This window comes from Alteromonas portus (genome assembly GCF_005117025.1).
GTDB classification, from domain to species: Bacteria; Pseudomonadota; Gammaproteobacteria; order Enterobacterales; family Alteromonadaceae; genus Alteromonas; species Alteromonas portus.
On record NZ_SWCO01000006.1, the window covers coordinates 59,624 to 79,208 of the forward strand.

The window sequence follows — 19,585 nt, forward strand, 5'->3', positions numbered from 1 at the left end:
TATTTTGGTTGTTTTTCTGAACAAAAACTGACCTTAGGATTGTGCTTAATTCGCTGTTATTAAGTGTTAGAATACTCTTTTTAAGCAATGGATAAAACTGGAATATGGCAAAACGTAAAACTGCTTATGTGTGTTCTGACTGCGGGGCCGAGTTTCCTCGATGGCAAGGGCAGTGTTCGGAGTGTAAAGCGTGGAACACAATAAGTGAGTTTGTGGTTGCAAGTGCTAAAAGTGTCGCGCGCCAAACTACATCAGGGTATGCAGGGCAAACCGCCGCCAAAATCGAAACCTTAAACGCAATAGATTTGGAATCGCTTCCACGTTTTTCTTCAACGTTTAAAGAGCTGGATAGAGTGCTAGGTGGTGGCATTGTCCCTGGTGCAGCTATGCTAATCGGTGGGTCGCCAGGTGCAGGTAAAAGTACGCTTTTACTTCAAGTGATGTGTCAGATGGCAAAAAGCGAAACTGCACTTTATGTGACAGGGGAAGAGTCTCTTCAGCAAGTAGCAATGCGAGCTAAGCGCTTAAACTTACCTGATGACAAACTGATGATGCTAGCCGAAACAAATGTGGAAACAATCTGCGATTTAGCGCTTACGAAAAAGCCTAAAATTATGGTTATCGACTCTATTCAGGTTATGCATGTGTCAGATGTGCAGTCTGCGCCAGGCAGTGTGTCACAAGTACGCGAAAGCGCGGCATATCTAACGCGCTTTGCCAAACAAAATCATATTGCCATGTTCATTGTCGGTCACGTAACAAAAGACGGTAATTTGGCAGGCCCTAAGGTGCTAGAACACTGTATCGACAGTTCTATGATGCTGGAAGGGGAAAGCGATGGGCGCTACCGTACCCTTAGAAGCCATAAAAACCGTTTTGGTGCGGTAAACGAACTGGGCGTATTTGCCATGACAGAAAAGGGACTAAAAGAGGTGAGCAACCCGTCGGCCATCTTTTTAAGTCGAGGAGACAACGAAACGCCAGGGTCGAGCGTGATGGTAATTTGGGAAGGCACCCGCCCGCTCCTAGTGGAAATACAGGCATTAGTAGATTACTCCCAAATGTCTAACCCAAGGCGAATTGCTGTAGGGCTAGATCAGAATCGTTTATCAATGCTGTTGGCCGTACTTCACCGTCATGGCAATGTTCAAATGAATGACCAAGATGTGTTCGTCAATGTGGTGGGTGGGGTACGCGTTTCTGAGACCAGTGCAGACTTGGCGTTATTACTGGCGATGATTTCCAGCTTTAGAAACCGTTCATTACCGCGCGACTTGATTGTGTTTGGTGAAGTAGGGCTAGCCGGTGAGATTCGCCCGGTGCCCAATGGTACAGAGCGCATTATTGAGGCGGCGAAACATGGCTTTAAGCGGGCGATAGTGCCAAAAGCGAATGCCCCTAAGCAAGTTATCAATGGTATGAAAGTGGTGCCTGTAGCGCGCTTATCTGAAGCATTAGATGCCTTGGAATAAAGCGAAATGCATTAATGTTAAAGCTGTCCGAAACGCGCAAGAAGACTTGTGAAGTAAGTCTTTTGGCGCAGTTTGAGGGGGGAGCCTTTTCTGAAGCTTTGCAGAGACTTGTCGTATTTTTTGTTCTAATTTGGCACTTGATAAACCGCATTAACCAGTGCATTTAGATCTTTTTCTTCAATACTAGCGTCATCGCTGTTTAGTAAAATTAAACGGCGAAGGGCACTTATGCTGTCCACATCCATACGCTCTACTTTACACCCCAACGAAACAAGCTCCTGTCTGCTGTCAGCGTGGCGATACAACTGCGAGATTGAAAGGGTAATAACAGGGCTGTCTTCATTTGCTTGGAAGGTAGCAACATAAGGTTCATGGCTGTCGAAAGGTAAGTTTGATAATGCGGTTTCCGTTGCCTGAAGTTTTATGCCCTGCAGAGACACGTCGCTTACTACCACATCAATACTGTTGTCATTATGTGCCAGTTTGCCGTTTACATTCAGCGGGACTCGTTGGAATTGACGCTTATCTGTCATCACTCAAATACCTAGTTTTCATTGACGACCTCAGTATTGGCTAATTTTCTCTCGTTCGCAACGAAAGCACGCAAATAAAAAAGCCGCTATCGTTGATAGCGGCCCTTGGTGTCAGCTTAGAGTTATAACACTCTAAATCTCTGGTTCCGAGTTATTTAGACATACGCTTATATTTAAGGCGATGGGGTTCAACTACATCTTGTCCAAATTCTTGCTTCAACCAGCTTTCGTAGTCTGAGTAGTTACCTTCGAAGAAGTTAATGTTACCTTCATCGCGGTAATCCATGATGTGTGTTGCCACACGGTCTAGGAACCAACGGTCGTGCGAGATAACCATGGCACAGCCTGGGAACTCCAACAACGCGTTTTCCAAGGCGCGAAGGGTTTCTACGTCTAGGTCGTTGGTTGGCTCATCCAGTAGCAATACGTTACCGCCTGCTTTAAGCAGTTTCGCCAGGTGAACACGGTTACGCTCACCACCAGACAAGTCCTTGATAAACTTCTGCTGGTCGGTGCCTTTAAAGTTAAAACGGCTGCAGTAGGCGCGGCTGTTAATTTCAAAGTTACCAATGCGAATAATGTCTTGTTCGTCAGAAATTTCTTTCCACACGGTGTTGTTTTCGTTCATGTGGTCGCGGAACTGTTCTACTGCAGCAATTTGAACGGTTTCACCTAAATCGATGGTGCCTGAATCAGGTTGCTCTGCACCGGTAAGCATTCTGAATAAGGTTGATTTACCCGCGCCGTTAGGACCAACGATACCTACAATGGCACCCTTTGGTACTTTAAACGTTAAGTCATCGATAAGTACGCGATCGCCATAAGACTTTTTCAGATTGCTTACTTCAATAACTTTGTCGCCTAAGCGTTCACCTGGTGGAATGAAAAGCTCGTTAGTTTCGTTACGCTTTTGGTAATCGCTGGTAGATAGTTCTTCAAAGCGGGCCATACGAGCTTTGCTTTTAGCATGACGACCTTTCGGGTTTGAGCGTACCCACTCAAGTTCCTGTTTCATGCTCTTCATACGCGCCGTTTCGGTACGCTCTTCTTGTTCAAGTCGGTTTTCTTTTTGCTCCAACCAAGAAGAGTAGTTACCTTCCCACGGAATACCTTCACCACGGTCAAGTTCTAAAATCCAACCTGCGACATTATCAAGGAAGTATCTATCGTGGGTAATAGCGACAACGGTACCCTCATAGTCATGCAAGAAGCGCTCTAGCCATGCCACTGATTCTGCGTCTAAGTGGTTAGTTGGTTCGTCTAGAAGCAACATTTCAGGCTTCTCTAGAAGTAGGCGACACAGCGCTACGCGGCGGCGTTCACCACCAGATAGTTTGCTAACGTCCGCATCCCAAGCTGGAAGGCGAAGAGCATCAGCAGCACGCTCTAGGGCGTTTTCTAGGTTATGGCCGTCTTTGGCTTGAATAATAGCTTCTAGCTCACCTTGCTCTTTAGCAAGGGCGTCGAAATCAGCATCCGCTTCTGCATAAGCTGCATACACTTCATCAAGGCGAGTCAACGCGTGTTTAACGTCGGCTACGGCTTCTTCGATGTTACCGCGAACATCTTTCGTTTCATCAAGTTGTGGTTCCTGCGGAAGGTAGCCCACTTTTAAGCCCGGCTGAGGGCGCGCTTCACCTTCAATATCGGTATCTACGCCAGCCATAATGCGAAGTAAGGTTGATTTACCCGCGCCATTTAGACCTAGCACACCAATTTTGGCACCAGGGAAAAAGCTTAGTGAGATATTTTTTAAAATGTGTCTGTTTGGTGGGACGATTTTGCCCACGCGATGCATACTGTAAACGTATTGAGCCATGCTCTATCCTCGCTGAAAAAGCGGTGAAAAATAATTTAGTCTTTATTGGTGCGTATTCTACTCGTAACAAGGCTGTTTATGCTAGAGCCTGTTGACCTTTGGAGTACGAATTCTAGTTTAGATGGCAGACAGGCTGCCGCAAAAGTGTGCAGCAAAAGACAATAAGCCCTTAACATAAAGGCTAGGTGTTTTCGCGCTTGGATGTTATTTGAGCGCTCATGTCAAAAAGATTGATTTATGCATCGGTTGGCGAAGCGATTTAAGGTAAACTTGCTTTTATAAAAATGAGTAATTTATAAGAATGAGTAAAACGTGCTCATGGGTGAGCTTGAAATCAAACAGAAAGTTCCCAGAGCGATAGACTCAATACTATTCATATATCTGAACAGGTAATTAAGATGACCGCTATGAATAAACGCACATACAGCCTGGATGAACTTGCCAAACATGTAGGTGGGGAAGTGCAGGGCGATGGAAATGTTACTATTTCTGCAGTGGGTACGTTATCTGGTGCAGCATCGCATCAAATCTCGTTTCTAACCAACCCAAAATATAAGCCGCAGTTAAAAGATACTCAGGCGGGTGCGGTAATTCTGCACGAAAGCTTAAAAGCAGACAGCCCAGTGCCTGCCTTAGTTGTGGCAAATCCTCATGCTGCCTTTGCTCTTATCGCTCAGTTATACGATACCACTCCAGCGGTAGCGACAGGTATTGCTGAGACAGCGGTTATTGCGCCATCTGCCCGAATTGGCAGCGATGTATCCCTAGGTCACAATGTGATCATTGAAGAAAACGTGGTACTAGGCGATAGAGTTACGGTTGGCGCAAATACGGTTATTCGCAGAGGTACTCATATTGGTGAAGGCTGTACCATTCACCCGAACGTGACTATCTATCATGACGTGGTAATTGGTAAGCGCGTGACGATTCATAGCCAAACGGTGATTGGTGCGGCAGGCTTTGGTTACGCTAACGATAAAGGCGTATGGATCCCTATTCCACAAACTGGATCAGTTCGCATTGGAGATGATAGTCAGATTGGTGCTAGCAGCAGCATTGACCGCGGCGCTATGGAAGATACGGTGTTAGGCACCAATGTTATTATCGATAACCAAGTACAAATTGGCCACAACTGTATTATTGGTGATCATTCATGCATCTGCGGCGCTACCGGTATTGCTGGTAGCTGTCATATTGGCAAACACGTGATTATTGGTGGTGGAGTGGGCGTCAACGGTCACATTAGCATTTGCGATAATGTTCAGGTGACTGGCTACACCATGATTGTACAAGATATCACTGAACCGGGTGTTTATTCTTCTGGTCAGCCAGCACAAACCAACCGTGACTGGCGTAAAAATACGGTTCGCCTTGCCAAAATTGGTAGTTTATTTGACCGTGTTAAAGCCCTTGAAAAACAGGTCTGATCTCGCGCTGGCGCAGGTATTACGTTAAACCTGCGCCATTTATATTAATTTGGTCATAAAGCGGTATACAAGACCCTCAAAATGACTAGAATATGGCTCGAATTTGAGCAATCAGTGCGTAACGCCATATAAAAACCGCAGTTAAGGAGCCCCCATGTTTTCTCGCGAAATGAATATAGCTGACTTCGATCCTGAATTAGCCGATGCAATGTCTAAAGAGGTTGAGCGTCAAGAACATCACATTGAGCTAATTGCCTCTGAGAACTATTGTAGTCCACGTGTGATGGAAGCACAGGGTTCACAGCTTACTAATAAGTACGCTGAAGGTTACCCAGGCAAGCGCTACTACGGTGGTTGTGAGCACGTAGACGTTGTTGAACAACTTGCTATTGACCGTGCAAAAGCACTTTTTGGTGCAGACTACGCGAACGTTCAACCGCACGCTGGTTCACAAGCTAACTCTGCCGTATTCATGGCATTACTTGACGCAGGCGATACGGTGTTGGGAATGAGCCTTTCTGAAGGTGGTCACCTAACTCACGGTTCACACGTAAACTTCTCTGGTAAAACCTATAACGCTGTACAGTATGGTTTGAACAAAGAAACCGGCGAAATCGATTACGCGCAGGTTGAAGCGCTTGCTAAAGAGCACAAGCCGAAAATGATTATCGGTGGTTTCTCTGCTTACTCAGGCATTGTTGATTGGGCGAAATTCCGCGAAATCGCAGATAGCGTTGGCGCATACTTACTTGTTGATATGGCGCACGTAGCGGGCTTAGTAGCCGCTGGCGTTTATCCAAACCCGCTTCCTCATGCTCATGTAGTAACGACGACTACCCATAAAACGCTTGCGGGTCCGCGTAGTGGTCTAATCCTATCTTCATGTGGCGACGAAGCAATTTACAAAAAGCTTAACAGCTCAGTATTCCCAGGTAACCAAGGTGGTCCACTTTGCCACGTAATCGCAGCTAAAGCCGTTGCCTTTAAAGAAGCGCTACAGCCAGAATTTAAAGTGTATCAGCAGCAGGTTGTTGCAAATGCGAAAGCGATGGTTTCTGTAATGCAAGAGCGCGGTTACAACATCGTTTCTGGCGGTACTGACAACCATTTGTTCCTTCTTGACCTTATTGACAAGGACATTACCGGTAAAGATGCAGATGCAGCACTAGGTGCCGCAAACATCACGGTAAACAAAAACTCAGTGCCAAATGATCCGCGTTCACCGTTTGTAACCAGCGGTCTTCGTATCGGTAGCCCAGCGATCACTCGCCGTGGTTTCAAAGAAGAACAAGCTAAGCAAGTTGCAACATGGATTTGCGACATCCTAGATAACATGGGCGATGAGTCTGTTATCAAACGCGTTCAAGACGAAGTAGTTGCACTTTGCGCACAATTCCCTGTTTATAAATAAATAGGTTTGTGTTTTATTGCGTACTTTGGTACTAATGCTGGACTAACTAGTCTACATTTGGTTAATAAGCCTAAGTACGCAATATTTAAGGATTATTCATGTTTTGCCCGTTTTGTTCAGAACAAGAAACAAAAGTTATTGATTCTCGTTTGGTTGCAGAAGGGCAACAGGTGCGCAGGCGCCGTGAATGTATGGTGTGTCACGAGCGATTCACGACCTTTGAAAGTGCTGAGCTTGTGATGCCCCGCGTTATTAAACGCGATGGTTCTCGTGAACCGTTTAACGAAGACAAACTTCGTGCAGGCTTGCAACGCGCGCTAGAAAAGCGCCCTGTTAGCACTGAAAAAGTTGAACAATGTATTCTCTCACTTAAGTCACAGTTGCGCGCGACCGGTGAACGCGAAGTGAGCAGTGAATTGCTCGGCAACCTAATAATGAAAGCCCTCAAAGAACTCGATAAAGTTGCCTATGTTCGGTTCGCCTCCGTTTATCGCTCTTTTGAAGATATTCGTGAATTCGGAGAAGAGATTGCACGATTAGGAGATTAAGTCGGCTACCTCTCAAACATCAGACACTTAGGGCTACAACAGGAATCCAAGTGAACCACGATACGGTTAAAAACGATTATTTTTGGATGGCAAAAGCCATTCAGCTTGCCCAACAAGGGCGCTTTACCACCTCTCCGAATCCTCGCGTTGGCTGTGTAATTGTTGACGAAAACAATCAACTGCTTGGTCAGGGGTATCACATTCAAGCTGGTACACCCCATGCCGAAGTCCATGCATTAAGACAAGCTACAAACGCACGCCCGCAAGGCGCAAAAGGCGCGACGGCATACGTTACACTTGAACCTTGTAGTCATTTTGGTCGCACACCGCCGTGCGCTATTGCCTTGGTAGAAGCAAAGGTCGCGCGGGTGGTTATTGCTATGACCGACCCTAACCCGAATGTATGCGGAAAGGGTATTAACATCTTACAGGAAGCAGGTATTGAAGTAGTCAGCGACGTGATGGCTGCTGAAGCCGCTGCGCTAAACCCCGGGTTTATTAAACGCATGCTTACCGGCAAACCTTTTGTTCGCGTTAAATTGGGCATTAGCTTAGATGGAAAGATAGCGCTTCAAAATGGCATAAGTCAGTGGATCACTGGACCCGAGGCAAGGCGAGATGTGCAGCGCTATCGCGCGCAAAGCTGTGTAGTGTTAACGGGCTCCGGGACGGTTAAAGCTGATGATCCTAGCTTGTTGGTGCGAGAAAAAGAGGCTCAGTTTGAAGATTATCCTCTAGAGCACATCCGTCAACCAGCTCGGGTTGTTGTCGATGGCAAGAGCAAGCTTAGTCGAAACTACACTTTATTTAACGACGGCAATACTACCTTAACGGCTACTTCGCAGTCCCATCCTGATACAGCAACACAGCACTATCTATCGGTAGATGAAAAGGACGGTAAGCTTAACTTACATTCATTAATGTCGGCATTAGGCGATAAGCAGTATAATGAAGTATGGGTGGAAGCGGGTCCAGGCCTCGCTGGTGCATTACTGCAAGAAGGGCTGGTAGATGAGCTAATTTGCTACCAAGCGCCAAAGCTTTTAGGTGATAAGGGCATAAGTATGGTTAATTTCCCAGCGTTTACGTCGTTAGATGAATGTATTTCGCTTTCGCTTATTGAAAATCGTCAGGTGGGCAACGATATTAAGCTTATCTTCCGCCCTGATGTTAGCAGCACACGTGGTTAACGCGATTAAAGAGGAACATTATGTTTACTGGAATTATTCAAGCGCTAGGTACTATTAAAAAGCTTGATAACCGAGGCAACGATATTCGCCTAACCGTTGCATCACCTACGCTTGATATGTCTGATGTCGCACTTGGCGACAGTATTGCAACCAATGGTGTTTGCTTAACAGTCACCGATATGGGACCCGATTATTATTGCGCTGATGTGTCGGCAGAGACTATCAAGTTAACAGGTTTTGCCCATTACAGTGCAGGTTCAACGGTTAATCTTGAGAAGGCAATGCGGCCAAGCGACCGCTTAGGTGGTCATATCGTGTCAGGTCACGTGGACGGCGTAGGTGAAGTAACACAAATCATTAAGCACTCAGACTACGTCGAATTCTGGGTAAAAGCGCCAGAAGCCCTGGCTAAATATATTGCTCATAAAGGCAGTATTACTGTCGATGGCATTAGTTTGACCGTTAATGAAGTTAATGGCGCTGAATTTATGCTTTGGATCATTCCTCATACGTTGCAAGAAACCATTATGGGAAGCTATAAGGTGGGCACAGCGGTAAACCTAGAAGTTGATGTCATTGCGCGCTACTTAGAGCGATTGATGCTGGGCGACAAAGCCGCCGAGCCAAAAAGCAAAGGCATCGACATGGCATTTCTTGCCGAGAACGGATTTTTAAGAAAATAACCCTACAAGAAGCACACAACATGGCATTTAACACTACACAAGAAATAATTGAAGACATTCGCCAAGGTAAAATGGTTATCTTGATGGATGATGAAGATAGGGAAAACGAAGGTGATTTAATCATGGCGGCTGAGCATGTGACGCCAGAAGCCATTAACTTTATGGTTACCCACGCCCGCGGCTTGGTGTGTTTGCCGATGACCCAAGAGCGCTGTCGTACCCTGAACTTGCCGTTAATGGTGGATAAAAACGAAGCACAGTTTTCTACCAACTTCACTGTGTCTATTGAAGCGGCAACCGGCGTGACTACAGGTATTTCAGCGGCAGATCGCGCCACAACAATCAAAGCTGCTGTTGCAAAAGATGCGAAAGCAACAGACATTGTGCAGCCGGGTCATATTTTTCCCTTAATCGCTAAAGATGGTGGTGTACTTAATCGTGCGGGTCACACCGAAGCGGGTGTAGACCTGCCGCGTTTGGCTGGATTAGAGCCAGCTGGGGTTATCGTAGAAATTCTTAATGAAGACGGCACTATGGCTCGCCGCCCTGAGCTAGAAAAGTTTGCGGCAAAACATAACCTTAAAATCGGCACTATTGCTGATTTAATTGAATATCGCAACTTAAACGAAACCACCATACAGAAAGTTGCTCAATGCAACATGCCAACCGAGTATGGTGACTTCGAGCTGCACACGTTTAAAGACAGCATCGACAACCAGCTTCATTTCGCACTTAAAAAAGGCGAGATTAAAGAAGACGAGCCGACACTTGTACGTGTGCACCTTCACAATACCTTTAGTGATCTTCTTGGCTCTACGCGCGGTATTCATCGCTCTATGACGCTTGCAGATGGAATGCGCAAAATTTCAGAAGAGGGTGGCGTATTGGTGCTGTTAGGTAAAGAAGAGCATATTGAAAGTCAGGTACGCCGCTTTGCCGCAGAAGACAGAGGCGAGCGCCCAGCTGGCGCTGACTGGCAGGGGTCATCGCGCACTATTGGTGTAGGCAGTCAAATTCTAGCATCAATGGGCGTACACAAAATGCGTCTTTTAAGTAAGCCAATTAAATATCACGCACTTTCTGGTTACGGCCTTGAAGTGGTGGAGTACGTGCACGACTAGTGCTGGCTTACTGGCTCTTTGTTAAGTCTATTGCGAAGGCTTGGTGAACTAGAGTGGGGTAGCAGGCTCGATCTGGTACCCCCCTCCGTATCTCTGTGGTCAAGGAGGTGCAACGAGCATTCCCTCACCACATTGCGTTAAGCAAAAGTATCCGTTTACGAATAGTTGAAGTTAAAGAAACAATCGATTTAGTTTGGGCGTAGTTGTGGTATACTTCGCGCCGTTTTTTCTCGAGGAATGAATCCATGCAGGTAATTGAAGGTAATATCAGAGCAACCGGTAAGAAGTTTGCTATCGTTGTATCACGCTTTAATAGCTTTGTTGTTGAAAGCTTACTAGAAGGTGCATTAGACACGCTAGAGCGTCACGGTGAAGTGAGTGATGACGATATCACGCTAGTGCGTGTACCCGGTGCTTACGAGTTACCTGTAGTAGCTAAGAAATTAGCTGAGAAAAAGTCATTTGACGCCATCATCGCGCTAGGTGCGGTTATTCGTGGTGGTACACCACACTTTGATTTTGTAGCAGGCGAGTGTAACAAAGGTCTTGCGCAAGTCTCACTTGAATACGGTGTGCCCGTATCATTTGGCGTAATTACAACAGATTCAATTGAACAAGCAATCGAGCGTTCAGGAACCAAAGCGGGCAACAAAGGTGCGGAAGCTGCACTTGGCGCGCTGGAAATGGTTAACGTGATCGATGCTGTTGAAAAGCTTTAAGGTAAACATTAAGTGAAAGTTTCAGCTCGTCGTAAAGCCCGTGAACTCGCCCTGCAAGGTGTGTATTCATGGCAAATGAGTCACAACGATATTCAGCAGGTTGAACTGGCGCTAGCCACCAGTAACGACATGCAAAAGGTAGATATGGCCTATTTTCAAGCCTTGCTTCGCGGTGTTGCACACAATGCAAGCAACCTTGATGCAACCATTAAACCTTACCTTGGCCGTTTGCCTGAAGAGTTAGACGCTATTGAAAAAGCGATCTTGCGCATTGCGACGCTGGAACTGACTGAGCGCATTGACGTACCGTACCGCGTAATCATTAATGAAGCGATTGAGCTTGCTAAAGCATTTGGTGCTGAAGAGAGCCACAAGTTCATTAATGGCGCACTGGATAAAGCAGTGCGCACATTGCGCAAAGACGAGCGCGACTAACCTTACCGTGGCGGCATGGATTGCCGCTAAAAGGGTTTAAAAAATTACCGTGAAAGAATTTGATCTTATCGGCCGCTACTTTTCAAATAGTGGCCACAGACGCAAAGACGTTGTTATTGGTATTGGTGATGACTGTGCTGTAACAACGGTTCCTGAAAACCAACAACTTGCCGTTACCACAGATACCCTGGTTGCAGGAGTACATTTTTTAAAAGACGCACCAGCTAAGTCTGTTGCGTACAAAACAGTGGCTGTAAACTTAAGCGACCTTGCTGCAATGGGCGCAGAACCTGCGTGGATTAGCTTATCTCTATCGTTGCCGGAAGTAGACGAAGCTTGGCTAGATGACTTTGTTTCGGGCCTTTACGAGCTAACGCAGTACTATTCTGTACAGCTTATCGGTGGCGATACGGTTAAAGGCCCAATGGCGTTTACCATTACGGCTCAAGGCTTTATACCGCCTGGCTCCGAACTAACGCGCAGCGGCGCTAAGCCAGGTGACTGGCTTTATGTCACCGGGACGCTTGGTGATGCAGGTGCCGGTTTAGATATTTTGCAAAATAAGCTGAGTGTAAACGGTGAAGCGAAAGACGTGTTGGTAAACCGTCATTATTTCCCAACCCCTCGCGTTGCGGTGGGTACGGCGATTAGACGTATAGCAACGTCGTGTATTGATATTTCTGATGGATTGATTTCAGATTTAGGGCACATTTTAAAAGCGTCTAACTGCGGTGCGAATGTTCATGTAGAACGTTTACCGTTATCGCGTGCGCTAACAAGTGCTGTTACACCAGAACAAGCTATCGAATACGCGTTGTCGGCCGGTGATGACTATGAGCTTATTTTTACCGTAAGTGAAGAGCAGCGCGGAAGCTTAGAAACCTCGTTGGCAAGCACAAATGTGAAGGCCACATGTATCGGGCAATTAACCGGTCATAACGGCACGCTTTCATTACTAAAGGACAATGAAAAGTACACGCCGACAAATAAATCTGGTTATGAGCACGCCTTTTAGGCAACCCACATATTCCAAAAGCAATAAAAGGAATAATCATGCAGGCTGAGTTTCGCGCTAGAGTGAGTATGAAAAATCCCGTGCATTTTCTCGCACTGGGATTTGGCAGTGGACTTATTCCTTTCATGCCGGGAACCTTTGGCTCTCTTGCCGCGTTGCCCCTACTTATTGCGTGCAGCCAGATTTCCATGATTTCTTTTATCGCGCTTACGCTGATATTTTCTGTTGTGGGTATTTACCTGTGCGGTAAAACGGCTGATGATATGCAGGTTCATGATCACGGCTCTATTGTGTGGGATGAAATAGCGGGCATGTTTGTGACCTTTCTGTTTGTACCTATTTCAGCGTCCTCTTTACTTGTAGGCTTTGTTCTATTTAGGCTTTTCGATATTTTGAAGCCCTGGCCAATTGGTATTATCGATAAGCGCTTACACGGGGGTACAGGCATTATGCTTGATGATCTAATCGCGGGCGCTATGGCGTGTGGCTGTCTACATTTGCTAATGGCATTCTGGCCAGCTGCATTGGCTTTGTTCTAATTCCTAGCGAAGAATTCGCGCCGCTATTTTTTTTAGACTTACCGAAAGCCAGTTCACGGAGAGCACATTATTCACGAAAAAGCCCGCTAAATAGCGGGCTTTTTAATGTCTTAGTGGTAGCTTTAAAGTTCAATTAGTTGGAGCTTAAACTGCTAGCCGCTGCAATAATACCTTCGGCATCCAAGCCATGTTCTTTATACATCTCTTGCTGTGTGCCCTGTAGAATAAAGCTATCGGGCAGACCCAGCATTTTCACTGCTTTTAGAACACCATTTTGCTGCAAATGCTCAAGTACTGCACTGCCAGCACCGCCCATAATACAGCCGTCTTCTAGTGTGATAAGTGCGTTGTGTTCACTGGCTGCCTTCAAGACTGCCTCGCCGTCTAATGGTTTAATAAAACGCATGTCGATGACGGTAGCGTCAATCGCCTCAGCAGCTTCTAGAGCGTAAGGCAGTAAGCAGCCAAAGTTTAGAATGGCGATACTTTCAGACTTGCCTTTTGATGATTCACGAACCGTACGAGATTTACCAATCTCAAGTTCTGTCATGGCTTCCTCAGGCGTAACACCCATGCCAGCACCCCGAGGGTAACGAACAGCGGCCGGTTTTTGTAACTTGTGACCGGTGTAGAGCATTTGGCGACATTCATTTTCATCTGAAGGAGCCATTACCACCATATTGGGAATACAGCGAAGGAAAGCGATATCAAACGCCCCTTGGTGAGTAGGACCATCTGCGCCAACAATACCGGCTCTATCGATAGCAAACAATACGGGTAGGTCTTGGATTGCCACATCATGTATTAGCTGGTCGTAGGCGCGCTGCAGGAATGACGAATAAATGGCAACAACCGCATTCATCCCGTCTTTTGCAAGCCCTGCGCCAAACGTCACTGCATGCTGCTCGGCAATCGCAACATCGAAATACTGTTCAGGGAAACGCTGAGAAAACTCAACCATACCTGATCCTTCACGCATGGCTGGCGTCACTGCCATAAGCTTAGGGTCTTGCGCGGCCATATCACACAGCCATTTCCCAAAGATTGCTGAGTAAGTAGGGGCAGAAGGCTTAGACTTGGGTAAAGCGTTATCTGCTGGGTTGAATTTAGGTACCGCATGGAATTTGATTGGGTCTTCTTCAGCTACCGCATAGCCTTTACCTTTCTTGGTAACTACGTGCAACAACTGCGGGCCGTCAAATTTGCGCATGTTGCGCAGCGTATCAACTACACCATTAACGTCATGACCATCAATCGGGCCAATATAGTTAAAGCCTAGTTCTTCAAATATGGTCCCAGGAACGACCATGCCTTTAATGTGCTCTTCTGCACGGCTAGCAAACTCTTTAATTGGCGGTACATTGCTTAGCAGTTTCTTGCCGCCGTCGCGTATAGAGTTGAAAAAGTTACCTGTAAGTAAGCGAGCAAGGTGGCTATTTAATGCGCCTACGTTTTCAGAAATAGACATTTCGTTGTCGTTAAGTACTACAACCATATCTTTTTTGATATCGCCGGCGTGATTAAGGGCTTCAAAGGCCATACCTGCGGTCATAGCACCATCGCCAATAACCGCCACTACCTTACGGTCCTTTCCTTCTTTTTCAGCCGCTACGGCCATTCCCAGCGCCGCGCTGATCGACGTAGAAGAGTGTCCGACAGCAAACGTGTCATAGTCACTCTCAGGCGGCCATGGGAAAGGGTGTAGACCATTCTTTTGACGAATGGTGCTCATGCGCTCTGCACGACCTGTAAGGATTTTGTGAGGGTAGGCTTGATGGCCTACGTCCCATAGCAAGCGGTCGAATGGCGTGTTATACACATAGTGCAGTGCCACAGTTAGCTCTACAGTGCCTAAACCAGAAGCAAAATGCCCGCTGGTTTGGCTTACGCTATTTAGTAAATATTCGCGTAATTCGTCGGCAAGCTCGCGCAATTTGTCTTGGGGCAAAAGCCTCAATTTTTCAGGTGTTTGCGCAAGCGCAAGCGTTGGGTAATGTTGGAGATCTAAACTCATGTACTTATTATCTTTTTCAACATGGCGCGTGGCTAATGGTCGCGTTTTACCAATAGCTCGCTAAACGCAATTAAACTGTCTGTATTGTAGGGTAAACGCGCCAATGCTTGAAGTGCATTATCGTGAAGCATTTCTAATTCTTGTTTAGCGCCAGTTATACCTAATTTGGCGGGAAAGGTATTTTTTCCTAGTGCTTCGTCTGACCCTGCGGGTTTTCCTAACTTTTCGCTGCTGCCTTCAACGTCTAAGATATCGTCTTGAACTTGGAAAGCTAATCCAATATCTGCGGCATAGGCCATTAAGTCAATTTTAGTTTGCGGAAGTAAGCCTTCACTCACAATAGCAACCATTTCTACGCAGGCCTTTAATAAAGCTCCGGTTTTGAGTCTATGTAGTTGTTTAAGCTCTTCTAGCGAAATGGTTTTTCCAGTACTGGCTAAATCAATAGCTTGTCCACCGCACATGCCTGCGTAGCCAGCACTTTTGGCAAGTATAGATAACAACTGACCACGCTTGCTTTCAGCGTACGTACTTAGCGGTGCATCAGCCAATACGGTGAACGCTAGCGCTTGCAAAGCGTCACCAGCTAAAATAGCCGTCGCCTCATCAAAGGCAATATGGCAAGTCGGCATTCCACGGCGCAAGTCATCGTCATCCATAGCAGGTAAATCGTCGTGCACCAATGAATAAGCGTGTACGCACTCAATCGCCATACTAATAGCCATCTGGTCTTTTTTGGGCACATCTAGGGTATTACCCACAACCTGAACCAATAGTGGACGCATCCGCTTGCCCCCAGCAAGTAGGGCATGGCGCATGGCGTCTTTAAGTCGCGGCGCATAATCGGGTAATTCATCAATTAACGTAAGAAGAGATGCGTCAGTTTGCTGTTTGACTTGCTGATGCAAAGCAGAAAAATTCATAGATTGCCTGTTAGTTAAAAATGAACAATTTACGGCTGTTCACTTTCAGGAAGTGTTTGAAGGGTTTCTTCGCCTTGTTCACTGAGCAATATTTTTACTTTTTGCTCGGCATTTTCAAGTGATTGCTGGCCTTGGCGAGAAAGTGCAATGCCTCGCTCAAATTTTTCTAGTGCTTTATTGAGCGGCAGATCACCGTTTTCCATTTCGTTAACGATAGCTTCTAGTTCTGATAAAGTTTCTTCAAAAGACGCTGATGCTTTTTCTGTCGTCATAAAACACTCGATATAATGGCCAAAATACGTATATCGCGCACATTAACCGAGGGTTGCACAAGGGTCAAATGGTTTGTCCGTATATCGCCTATATCACAGCGACATAGCTTTTTTTTCATGCAGTTGAACAAACTGGACACAGAGAAATTGTGCTATATTCCTGTTGATAGTTATATTACTTTTAAACGTGAAGTGTCTGCGTGTTTTCAGGGAAAGCCCTCTTAATGAGCTAGATTATCGTTTTTTAAACTCCTTAGCTAAGCAACTTAGTTGTGGCCACACTTCATAAAAAACAAATAAATATGATATTTTTCAATAATGTCGTTTTAGTATTTCTGTCTCGTGCCGATAGGATTAATGTACATTAACAGCACTGACTGCGCATAAATGGGGAAGAGTGAGTGGATTTAGCAACCGTCATAGGTATGTTGGGCGCCATTGGTTTCATAGTTATGGCTATGATTCTAGGCGGCAGCTTAGGCATGTTCATCGACGTCCAATCAATATTAATTGTATTTGGTGGGACCTTATTCGTTGTTTTGTCACAATTTACTTTAGGTCAGTTCTTCGGTGCAGGTAAGATTGCTGGTAAAGCCTTCATGTTTAAGATTGAGTCGCCGGAAGAGCTTATTGAAAAAATCGTAGAAATGGCAGATGCCGCGCGAAAAGGTGGTTTTCTTGCCTTAGAAGAGGCCGAAATTTCAAATGAGTTCATGCAAAAAGGCGTAGATATGCTGGTTGATGGCCACGATATTGAAGTGGTCAGAGAAACTCTTGCTAAAGACATATCTATGACGTCAGAACGACACGATTTCGGCGCTTCATTCTTTAAAGGTATGGGCGATATTGCGCCGGCTATGGGTATGATCGGAACCTTGATTGGTTTGGTTGCTATGTTATCAAACATGGACGACCCAAAAGCTATCGGCCCCGCTATGGCGGTAGCACTACTCACCACATTATATGGCGCGTTTTTCGCCAACGTTATCTGTTTGCCAATAGCCTTTAAATTGTCCGTGCGAGCAGGGGAAGAAAAGCTTAACCAAAGTCTTGTTCTAGACGGTATTGTCGGCATAGCTGACGGTCAAAATCCGCGAGTTATTGAAGGCGTGTTGAAAAACTACCTTGCGGCGAGCAAACGTGGAAGCGCAGAGGAAGAGTAATGGCCGAAGAAGAATGCCCAAAATGCCCCCCCGAGGGGCTTCCAGCCTGGATGGGGACCTTCGCAGACTTGATGTCACTGCTAATGTGCTTTTTTGTACTTCTGCTTTCATTCTCAGAAATGGATGTGCTCAAATTTAAGCAAATCGCAGGTTCAATGAAATTTGCATTCGGTGTACAAAACAAAATTGAAGTCAAAGATATTCCAAAGGGTACCAGCGTTATAGCCATGGAGTTTCGCCCAGGTAAACCCGACCCAACACCAATTGAATCTATTCAGCAGCAAACCAACGAAATGACTCAACAAATGCTAGAATTTCAAGCGGGAAATGAGGACTCGGCTGGCGGAAGGCAAAAGCAGCGTGGCGAACAACGTGGCGGTCAGTCTCAACAAACGGCCACTGAGTCATCATCATCGGCTGAGCAAAGCACTGACCAATCTCAAATGGCTGAGTTGATGAAAAAAGTAGCCCAACAACTCGAAAAGCAAATTTTAGACGGGTCTGTAGAAATGGAGTCGCTTGGACAGCAACTTACCATTCGAATTAGAGAAAATGGCTCGTTTTCCGCTGGCTCTGCTTTCTTACAGCCACAATTTCAGCCAGTGTTAAGAAAAATTGGTACGTTGTTAGCTGATGTGCCGGGAGAAATCGAGATTTCGGGCCATAGTGATGGTCAGCATATTGCTAACGAATTATATCGCTCAAATTGGGATTTATCGTCACAGCGCGCCGTTGCAGTGGCAGAGGCTATGCGAACGGCCCCAGGCTTTGATGAAAGTCGTATGTCTGTGGTCGGTAAAGCCGATACTGATCCTATTGTAGAGAATGCCACAACATCGAGTGACAGAGCTAAAAACCGCCGTGTGGAAATAAACATCAATCAGGGTAAGCCGATGATATCTAAACCTATATCAGTGGTAGATGATTAATCGCTGCTGTGTATTGGTTGGCTGCTCATCAAAACAGAGCTAATAAAAACGGTGCTTATATAAGCACCGTTTTTTTAATTTTGGAACCTGTCTACGTTTCCATTAATGGATAGACTACACTCTGGCTAGTTCATCTCTGAAGTGAGGTTTAGATATAACAAGCTGTACAGTACTGATTGTTCTCTCTAAAAAGCCACCTTCACAGTATTTCAGGTAATAGGTCCACATGCGCATGAAGCGCTCGTCGTATCCATCATTTAACAATTCATCTTTTGCCGAGATAAACGCTTCGTACCAATGGTCCAGCGTTTTCGCATAATCGATACCAATATCATGTAAGTCTCTTATCATCATATTAGTATACTTTTTAAGATGGACATTCAGTTGATGTTGCGATGGCAAAAATCCACCTGGGAAGATGTATTTTTGGATAAAATCAACGCTGTTCGAATAGCTGTCGTAGCGTCTGTCATCTATCGTTATCGACTGAAGCAGCATAAGCCCATCGTTTTTTAACAGTGATGAGCATTTTTCGAAGAAGTTACCTAAAAATTGCTTGCCCACAGCTTCAATCATTTCAATGGAAACTAACTTGTCGTATTTGCCTTCAAGCAAACGATAATCTTTTTTAAGCAGAGTAATTTTATTTTCAAGTCCTTCACGAGCAATCCATTCTTTGGCCCATGCGTGCTGTTCCTCTGAAATTGTTGTAGTGGTCACGCTACAGCCATAGTTTTTCGCAGCATAGACGGCAAGGCCGCCCCAACCGGTACCAATTTCCAGTAGATGATCAGTGTCGCTAAGTTGCAATTTGTCGCAAATCGCTTTGAGTTTGTAATTTTGCGCTTGGTTTAGCGTAGCATTAGGGTCTGGGTAAATAGCCGACGAATACATCATTGTTGGGTCAAGAAATCGGGTGTACAACTTGTTACCCAAATCATAGTGCGCTTCAATGTTCTTTTTGGCTTGGTCTTTCGTGTTGCGACGTGCAAAGTGTTGAATTTTGTTAATGGGCATGGTGACCCATTTGAATTTGTTTTCCCAGTCATCAAGGGTGGGTAAGTTTCTAGCAAATACCCTTACCACAGCCGTCACGTTGTCGCTGTCCCATAATCCATCCATATAGGCTTCGCCAGCGCCCACGCTACCGCCAAGTAACAAGCGACGATATGCCTGCACGTCTTTGATATTTACAATAGCACGTAAATCGCTATTTTCTTCACCAAAACGTGCAATCTCGTCACCGTTTTCTTGAATTATCAGGCGACCAAAGGGGAGTTGGTTTAAACACTTTAGAAAAAGTGTTCTACAAGTTTTATCTACGAAAGAGACCTCTGAAGTGGTCAGCAGTACAGATTCACCGAAAGACATT

Annotated in this window: 19 protein-coding genes; 13 read left to right on the forward strand and 6 right to left on the reverse strand. The window is 45.7% G+C overall.

Going from position 1 to position 19,585, the window contains the following annotated elements; all coding sequences use genetic code 11:
- The first annotated feature begins 104 nt into the window (after nucleotides 1-104).
- Nucleotides 105-1,472 (forward strand): DNA repair protein RadA, encoded by a 1,368-nt coding sequence (radA, locus tag E5672_RS11480; RefSeq protein WP_136782324.1) that lies wholly within the window; start codon nucleotides 105-107, stop codon nucleotides 1,470-1,472.
- Between the two features lie 125 nt (nucleotides 1,473-1,597).
- On the opposite strand, the gene E5672_RS11485 is transcribed toward radA, so the two are convergent.
- Entirely contained in the window at nucleotides 1,598-2,005 is a 408-nt protein-coding gene (locus E5672_RS11485) for a PilZ domain-containing protein (protein WP_136782355.1), read from the reverse strand.
- Nucleotides 2,006-2,156: 151 nt separating this feature from the next.
- The gene (ettA, locus tag E5672_RS11490) at nucleotides 2,157-3,824 is read right to left on the reverse strand and encodes an energy-dependent translational throttle protein EttA (RefSeq protein WP_014950094.1); all 1,668 of its coding nucleotides are present in this window, start codon (nucleotides 3,822-3,824) and stop codon (nucleotides 2,157-2,159) included.
- A 398-nt stretch (nucleotides 3,825-4,222) separates the two neighbouring features.
- Here ettA and lpxD point away from each other — a divergent pair, with 398 nt between their 5' ends.
- The 10 genes from lpxD to E5672_RS11540 all read left to right on the forward strand — a co-directional run bounded on the left by lpxD (nucleotide 4,223) and on the right by E5672_RS11540 (nucleotide 12,912).
- Nucleotides 4,223-5,251, forward strand: a complete 1,029-nt coding sequence (lpxD, locus tag E5672_RS11495) for a UDP-3-O-(3-hydroxymyristoyl)glucosamine N-acyltransferase (protein ID WP_136782325.1) — start codon at nucleotides 4,223-4,225, stop codon at nucleotides 5,249-5,251.
- A gap of 154 nt (nucleotides 5,252-5,405) precedes the next feature.
- On the forward strand, nucleotides 5,406-6,662 hold the full coding sequence (gene glyA / locus E5672_RS11500; RefSeq protein ID WP_014950092.1) for a serine hydroxymethyltransferase: 1,257 nt from the start codon (nucleotides 5,406-5,408) through the stop codon (nucleotides 6,660-6,662).
- Nucleotides 6,663-6,760: 98 nt separating this feature from the next.
- Complete coding sequence (gene nrdR, locus E5672_RS11505) at nucleotides 6,761-7,210, forward strand: transcriptional regulator NrdR (protein WP_012517538.1); 450 nt, start codon at nucleotides 6,761-6,763, stop codon at nucleotides 7,208-7,210.
- Nucleotides 7,211-7,260: 50 nt separating this feature from the next.
- Complete coding sequence (gene ribD / locus E5672_RS11510; RefSeq protein ID WP_136782326.1) at nucleotides 7,261-8,400, forward strand: bifunctional diaminohydroxyphosphoribosylaminopyrimidine deaminase/5-amino-6-(5-phosphoribosylamino)uracil reductase RibD; 1,140 nt, start codon at nucleotides 7,261-7,263, stop codon at nucleotides 8,398-8,400.
- Between the two features lie 20 nt (nucleotides 8,401-8,420).
- On the forward strand, nucleotides 8,421-9,083 hold the full coding sequence (locus E5672_RS11515) for a riboflavin synthase (RefSeq protein ID WP_071815324.1): 663 nt from the start codon (nucleotides 8,421-8,423) through the stop codon (nucleotides 9,081-9,083).
- Between the two features lie 20 nt (nucleotides 9,084-9,103).
- On the forward strand, nucleotides 9,104-10,204 hold the full coding sequence (gene ribBA / locus E5672_RS11520; RefSeq protein WP_136782327.1) for a bifunctional 3,4-dihydroxy-2-butanone-4-phosphate synthase/GTP cyclohydrolase II: 1,101 nt from the start codon (nucleotides 9,104-9,106) through the stop codon (nucleotides 10,202-10,204).
- A gap of 245 nt (nucleotides 10,205-10,449) precedes the next feature.
- On the forward strand, nucleotides 10,450-10,923 hold the full coding sequence (gene ribH, locus E5672_RS11525) for a 6,7-dimethyl-8-ribityllumazine synthase (protein ID WP_014950088.1): 474 nt from the start codon (nucleotides 10,450-10,452) through the stop codon (nucleotides 10,921-10,923).
- A 12-nt stretch (nucleotides 10,924-10,935) separates the two neighbouring features.
- Nucleotides 10,936-11,358 (forward strand): transcription antitermination factor NusB, encoded by a 423-nt coding sequence (nusB, locus tag E5672_RS11530; RefSeq protein ID WP_014979773.1) that lies wholly within the window; start codon nucleotides 10,936-10,938, stop codon nucleotides 11,356-11,358.
- Nucleotides 11,359-11,407: 49 nt separating this feature from the next.
- Complete coding sequence (gene thiL / locus E5672_RS11535; protein WP_136782328.1) at nucleotides 11,408-12,373, forward strand: thiamine-phosphate kinase; 966 nt, start codon at nucleotides 11,408-11,410, stop codon at nucleotides 12,371-12,373.
- Nucleotides 12,374-12,411: 38 nt separating this feature from the next.
- Nucleotides 12,412-12,912: a phosphatidylglycerophosphatase A family protein gene (locus E5672_RS11540; RefSeq protein WP_136782329.1), complete on the forward strand. Its 501-nt coding sequence runs from the start codon at nucleotides 12,412-12,414 to the stop codon at nucleotides 12,910-12,912.
- A gap of 133 nt (nucleotides 12,913-13,045) precedes the next feature.
- Here the strand turns inward: E5672_RS11540 and dxs are convergent, their stop codons facing one another.
- Genes dxs through xseB form a run of 3 tightly spaced genes read right to left on the reverse strand, consistent with a single transcriptional unit; the run spans nucleotide 13,046 to nucleotide 16,121 of the window.
- Nucleotides 13,046-14,926: a 1-deoxy-D-xylulose-5-phosphate synthase gene (dxs, locus tag E5672_RS11545; RefSeq protein WP_136782330.1), complete on the reverse strand. Its 1,881-nt coding sequence runs from the start codon at nucleotides 14,924-14,926 to the stop codon at nucleotides 13,046-13,048.
- A gap of 32 nt (nucleotides 14,927-14,958) precedes the next feature.
- Nucleotides 14,959-15,849 carry a farnesyl diphosphate synthase gene (locus E5672_RS11550; RefSeq protein WP_136782331.1) on the reverse strand — a complete coding sequence of 297 codons (891 nt, stop codon included), beginning with the start codon at nucleotides 15,847-15,849 and terminating at the stop codon, nucleotides 14,959-14,961.
- A 29-nt stretch (nucleotides 15,850-15,878) separates the two neighbouring features.
- Entirely contained in the window at nucleotides 15,879-16,121 is a 243-nt protein-coding gene (xseB, locus tag E5672_RS11555; protein ID WP_136782332.1) for an exodeoxyribonuclease VII small subunit, read from the reverse strand.
- 401 nt (nucleotides 16,122-16,522) lie between these two features.
- On the opposite strand from xseB, the gene pomA reads away from it, so the two are divergent.
- A complete protein-coding gene (gene pomA / locus E5672_RS11560) occupies nucleotides 16,523-17,284 on the forward strand; it encodes a flagellar motor protein PomA (RefSeq protein WP_012518934.1) in 762 nt (253 codons plus the stop codon).
- Nucleotides 17,284-18,213, forward strand: coding sequence for a flagellar motor protein MotB (locus E5672_RS11565; protein ID WP_136782333.1), 930 nt, complete (start codon nucleotides 17,284-17,286; stop codon nucleotides 18,211-18,213). Before pomA ends, E5672_RS11565 begins: the two co-directional genes overlap by 1 nt.
- A gap of 114 nt (nucleotides 18,214-18,327) precedes the next feature.
- Here E5672_RS11565 and E5672_RS11570 read toward each other — a convergent pair whose 3' ends face one another.
- Nucleotides 18,328-19,584 carry an SAM-dependent methyltransferase gene (locus E5672_RS11570; protein WP_136782334.1) on the reverse strand — a complete coding sequence of 419 codons (1,257 nt, stop codon included), beginning with the start codon at nucleotides 19,582-19,584 and terminating at the stop codon, nucleotides 18,328-18,330.
- Nucleotide 19,585 lies beyond the last annotated feature (1 nt).

What these genes read in the sequence shown, in the direction of transcription:
- E5672_RS11540 (WP_136782329.1), top strand. Translation starts at nt 12,412, where the DNA reads ATGCAGGCTGAGTTTCGCGCTAGAGTGAGTATGAAAAATCCCGTGCAT.
- glyA (WP_014950092.1), top strand. Translation starts at nt 5,406, where the DNA reads ATGTTTTCTCGCGAAATGAATATAGCTGACTTCGATCCTGAATTAGCC.
- ettA (WP_014950094.1), bottom strand. Translation starts at nt 3,824, where the DNA reads ATGGCTCAATACGTTTACAGTATGCATCGCGTGGGCAAAATCGTCCCA.
- lpxD (WP_136782325.1), top strand. Translation starts at nt 4,223, where the DNA reads ATGACCGCTATGAATAAACGCACATACAGCCTGGATGAACTTGCCAAA.
- nrdR (WP_012517538.1), top strand. Translation starts at nt 6,761, where the DNA reads ATGTTTTGCCCGTTTTGTTCAGAACAAGAAACAAAAGTTATTGATTCT.
- radA (WP_136782324.1), top strand. Translation starts at nt 105, where the DNA reads ATGGCAAAACGTAAAACTGCTTATGTGTGTTCTGACTGCGGGGCCGAG.
- E5672_RS11515 (WP_071815324.1), top strand. Translation starts at nt 8,421, where the DNA reads ATGTTTACTGGAATTATTCAAGCGCTAGGTACTATTAAAAAGCTTGAT.
- E5672_RS11565 (WP_136782333.1), top strand. Translation starts at nt 17,284, where the DNA reads ATGGCCGAAGAAGAATGCCCAAAATGCCCCCCCGAGGGGCTTCCAGCC.
- E5672_RS11570 (WP_136782334.1), bottom strand. Translation starts at nt 19,584, where the DNA reads ATGTCTTTCGGTGAATCTGTACTGCTGACCACTTCAGAGGTCTCTTTC.
- dxs (WP_136782330.1), bottom strand. Translation starts at nt 14,926, where the DNA reads ATGAGTTTAGATCTCCAACATTACCCAACGCTTGCGCTTGCGCAAACA.
- E5672_RS11550 (WP_136782331.1), bottom strand. Translation starts at nt 15,849, where the DNA reads ATGAATTTTTCTGCTTTGCATCAGCAAGTCAAACAGCAAACTGACGCA.
- ribH (WP_014950088.1), top strand. Translation starts at nt 10,450, where the DNA reads ATGCAGGTAATTGAAGGTAATATCAGAGCAACCGGTAAGAAGTTTGCT.
- xseB (WP_136782332.1), bottom strand. Translation starts at nt 16,121, where the DNA reads ATGACGACAGAAAAAGCATCAGCGTCTTTTGAAGAAACTTTATCAGAA.
- E5672_RS11485 (WP_136782355.1), bottom strand. Translation starts at nt 2,005, where the DNA reads ATGACAGATAAGCGTCAATTCCAACGAGTCCCGCTGAATGTAAACGGC.
- ribBA (WP_136782327.1), top strand. Translation starts at nt 9,104, where the DNA reads ATGGCATTTAACACTACACAAGAAATAATTGAAGACATTCGCCAAGGT.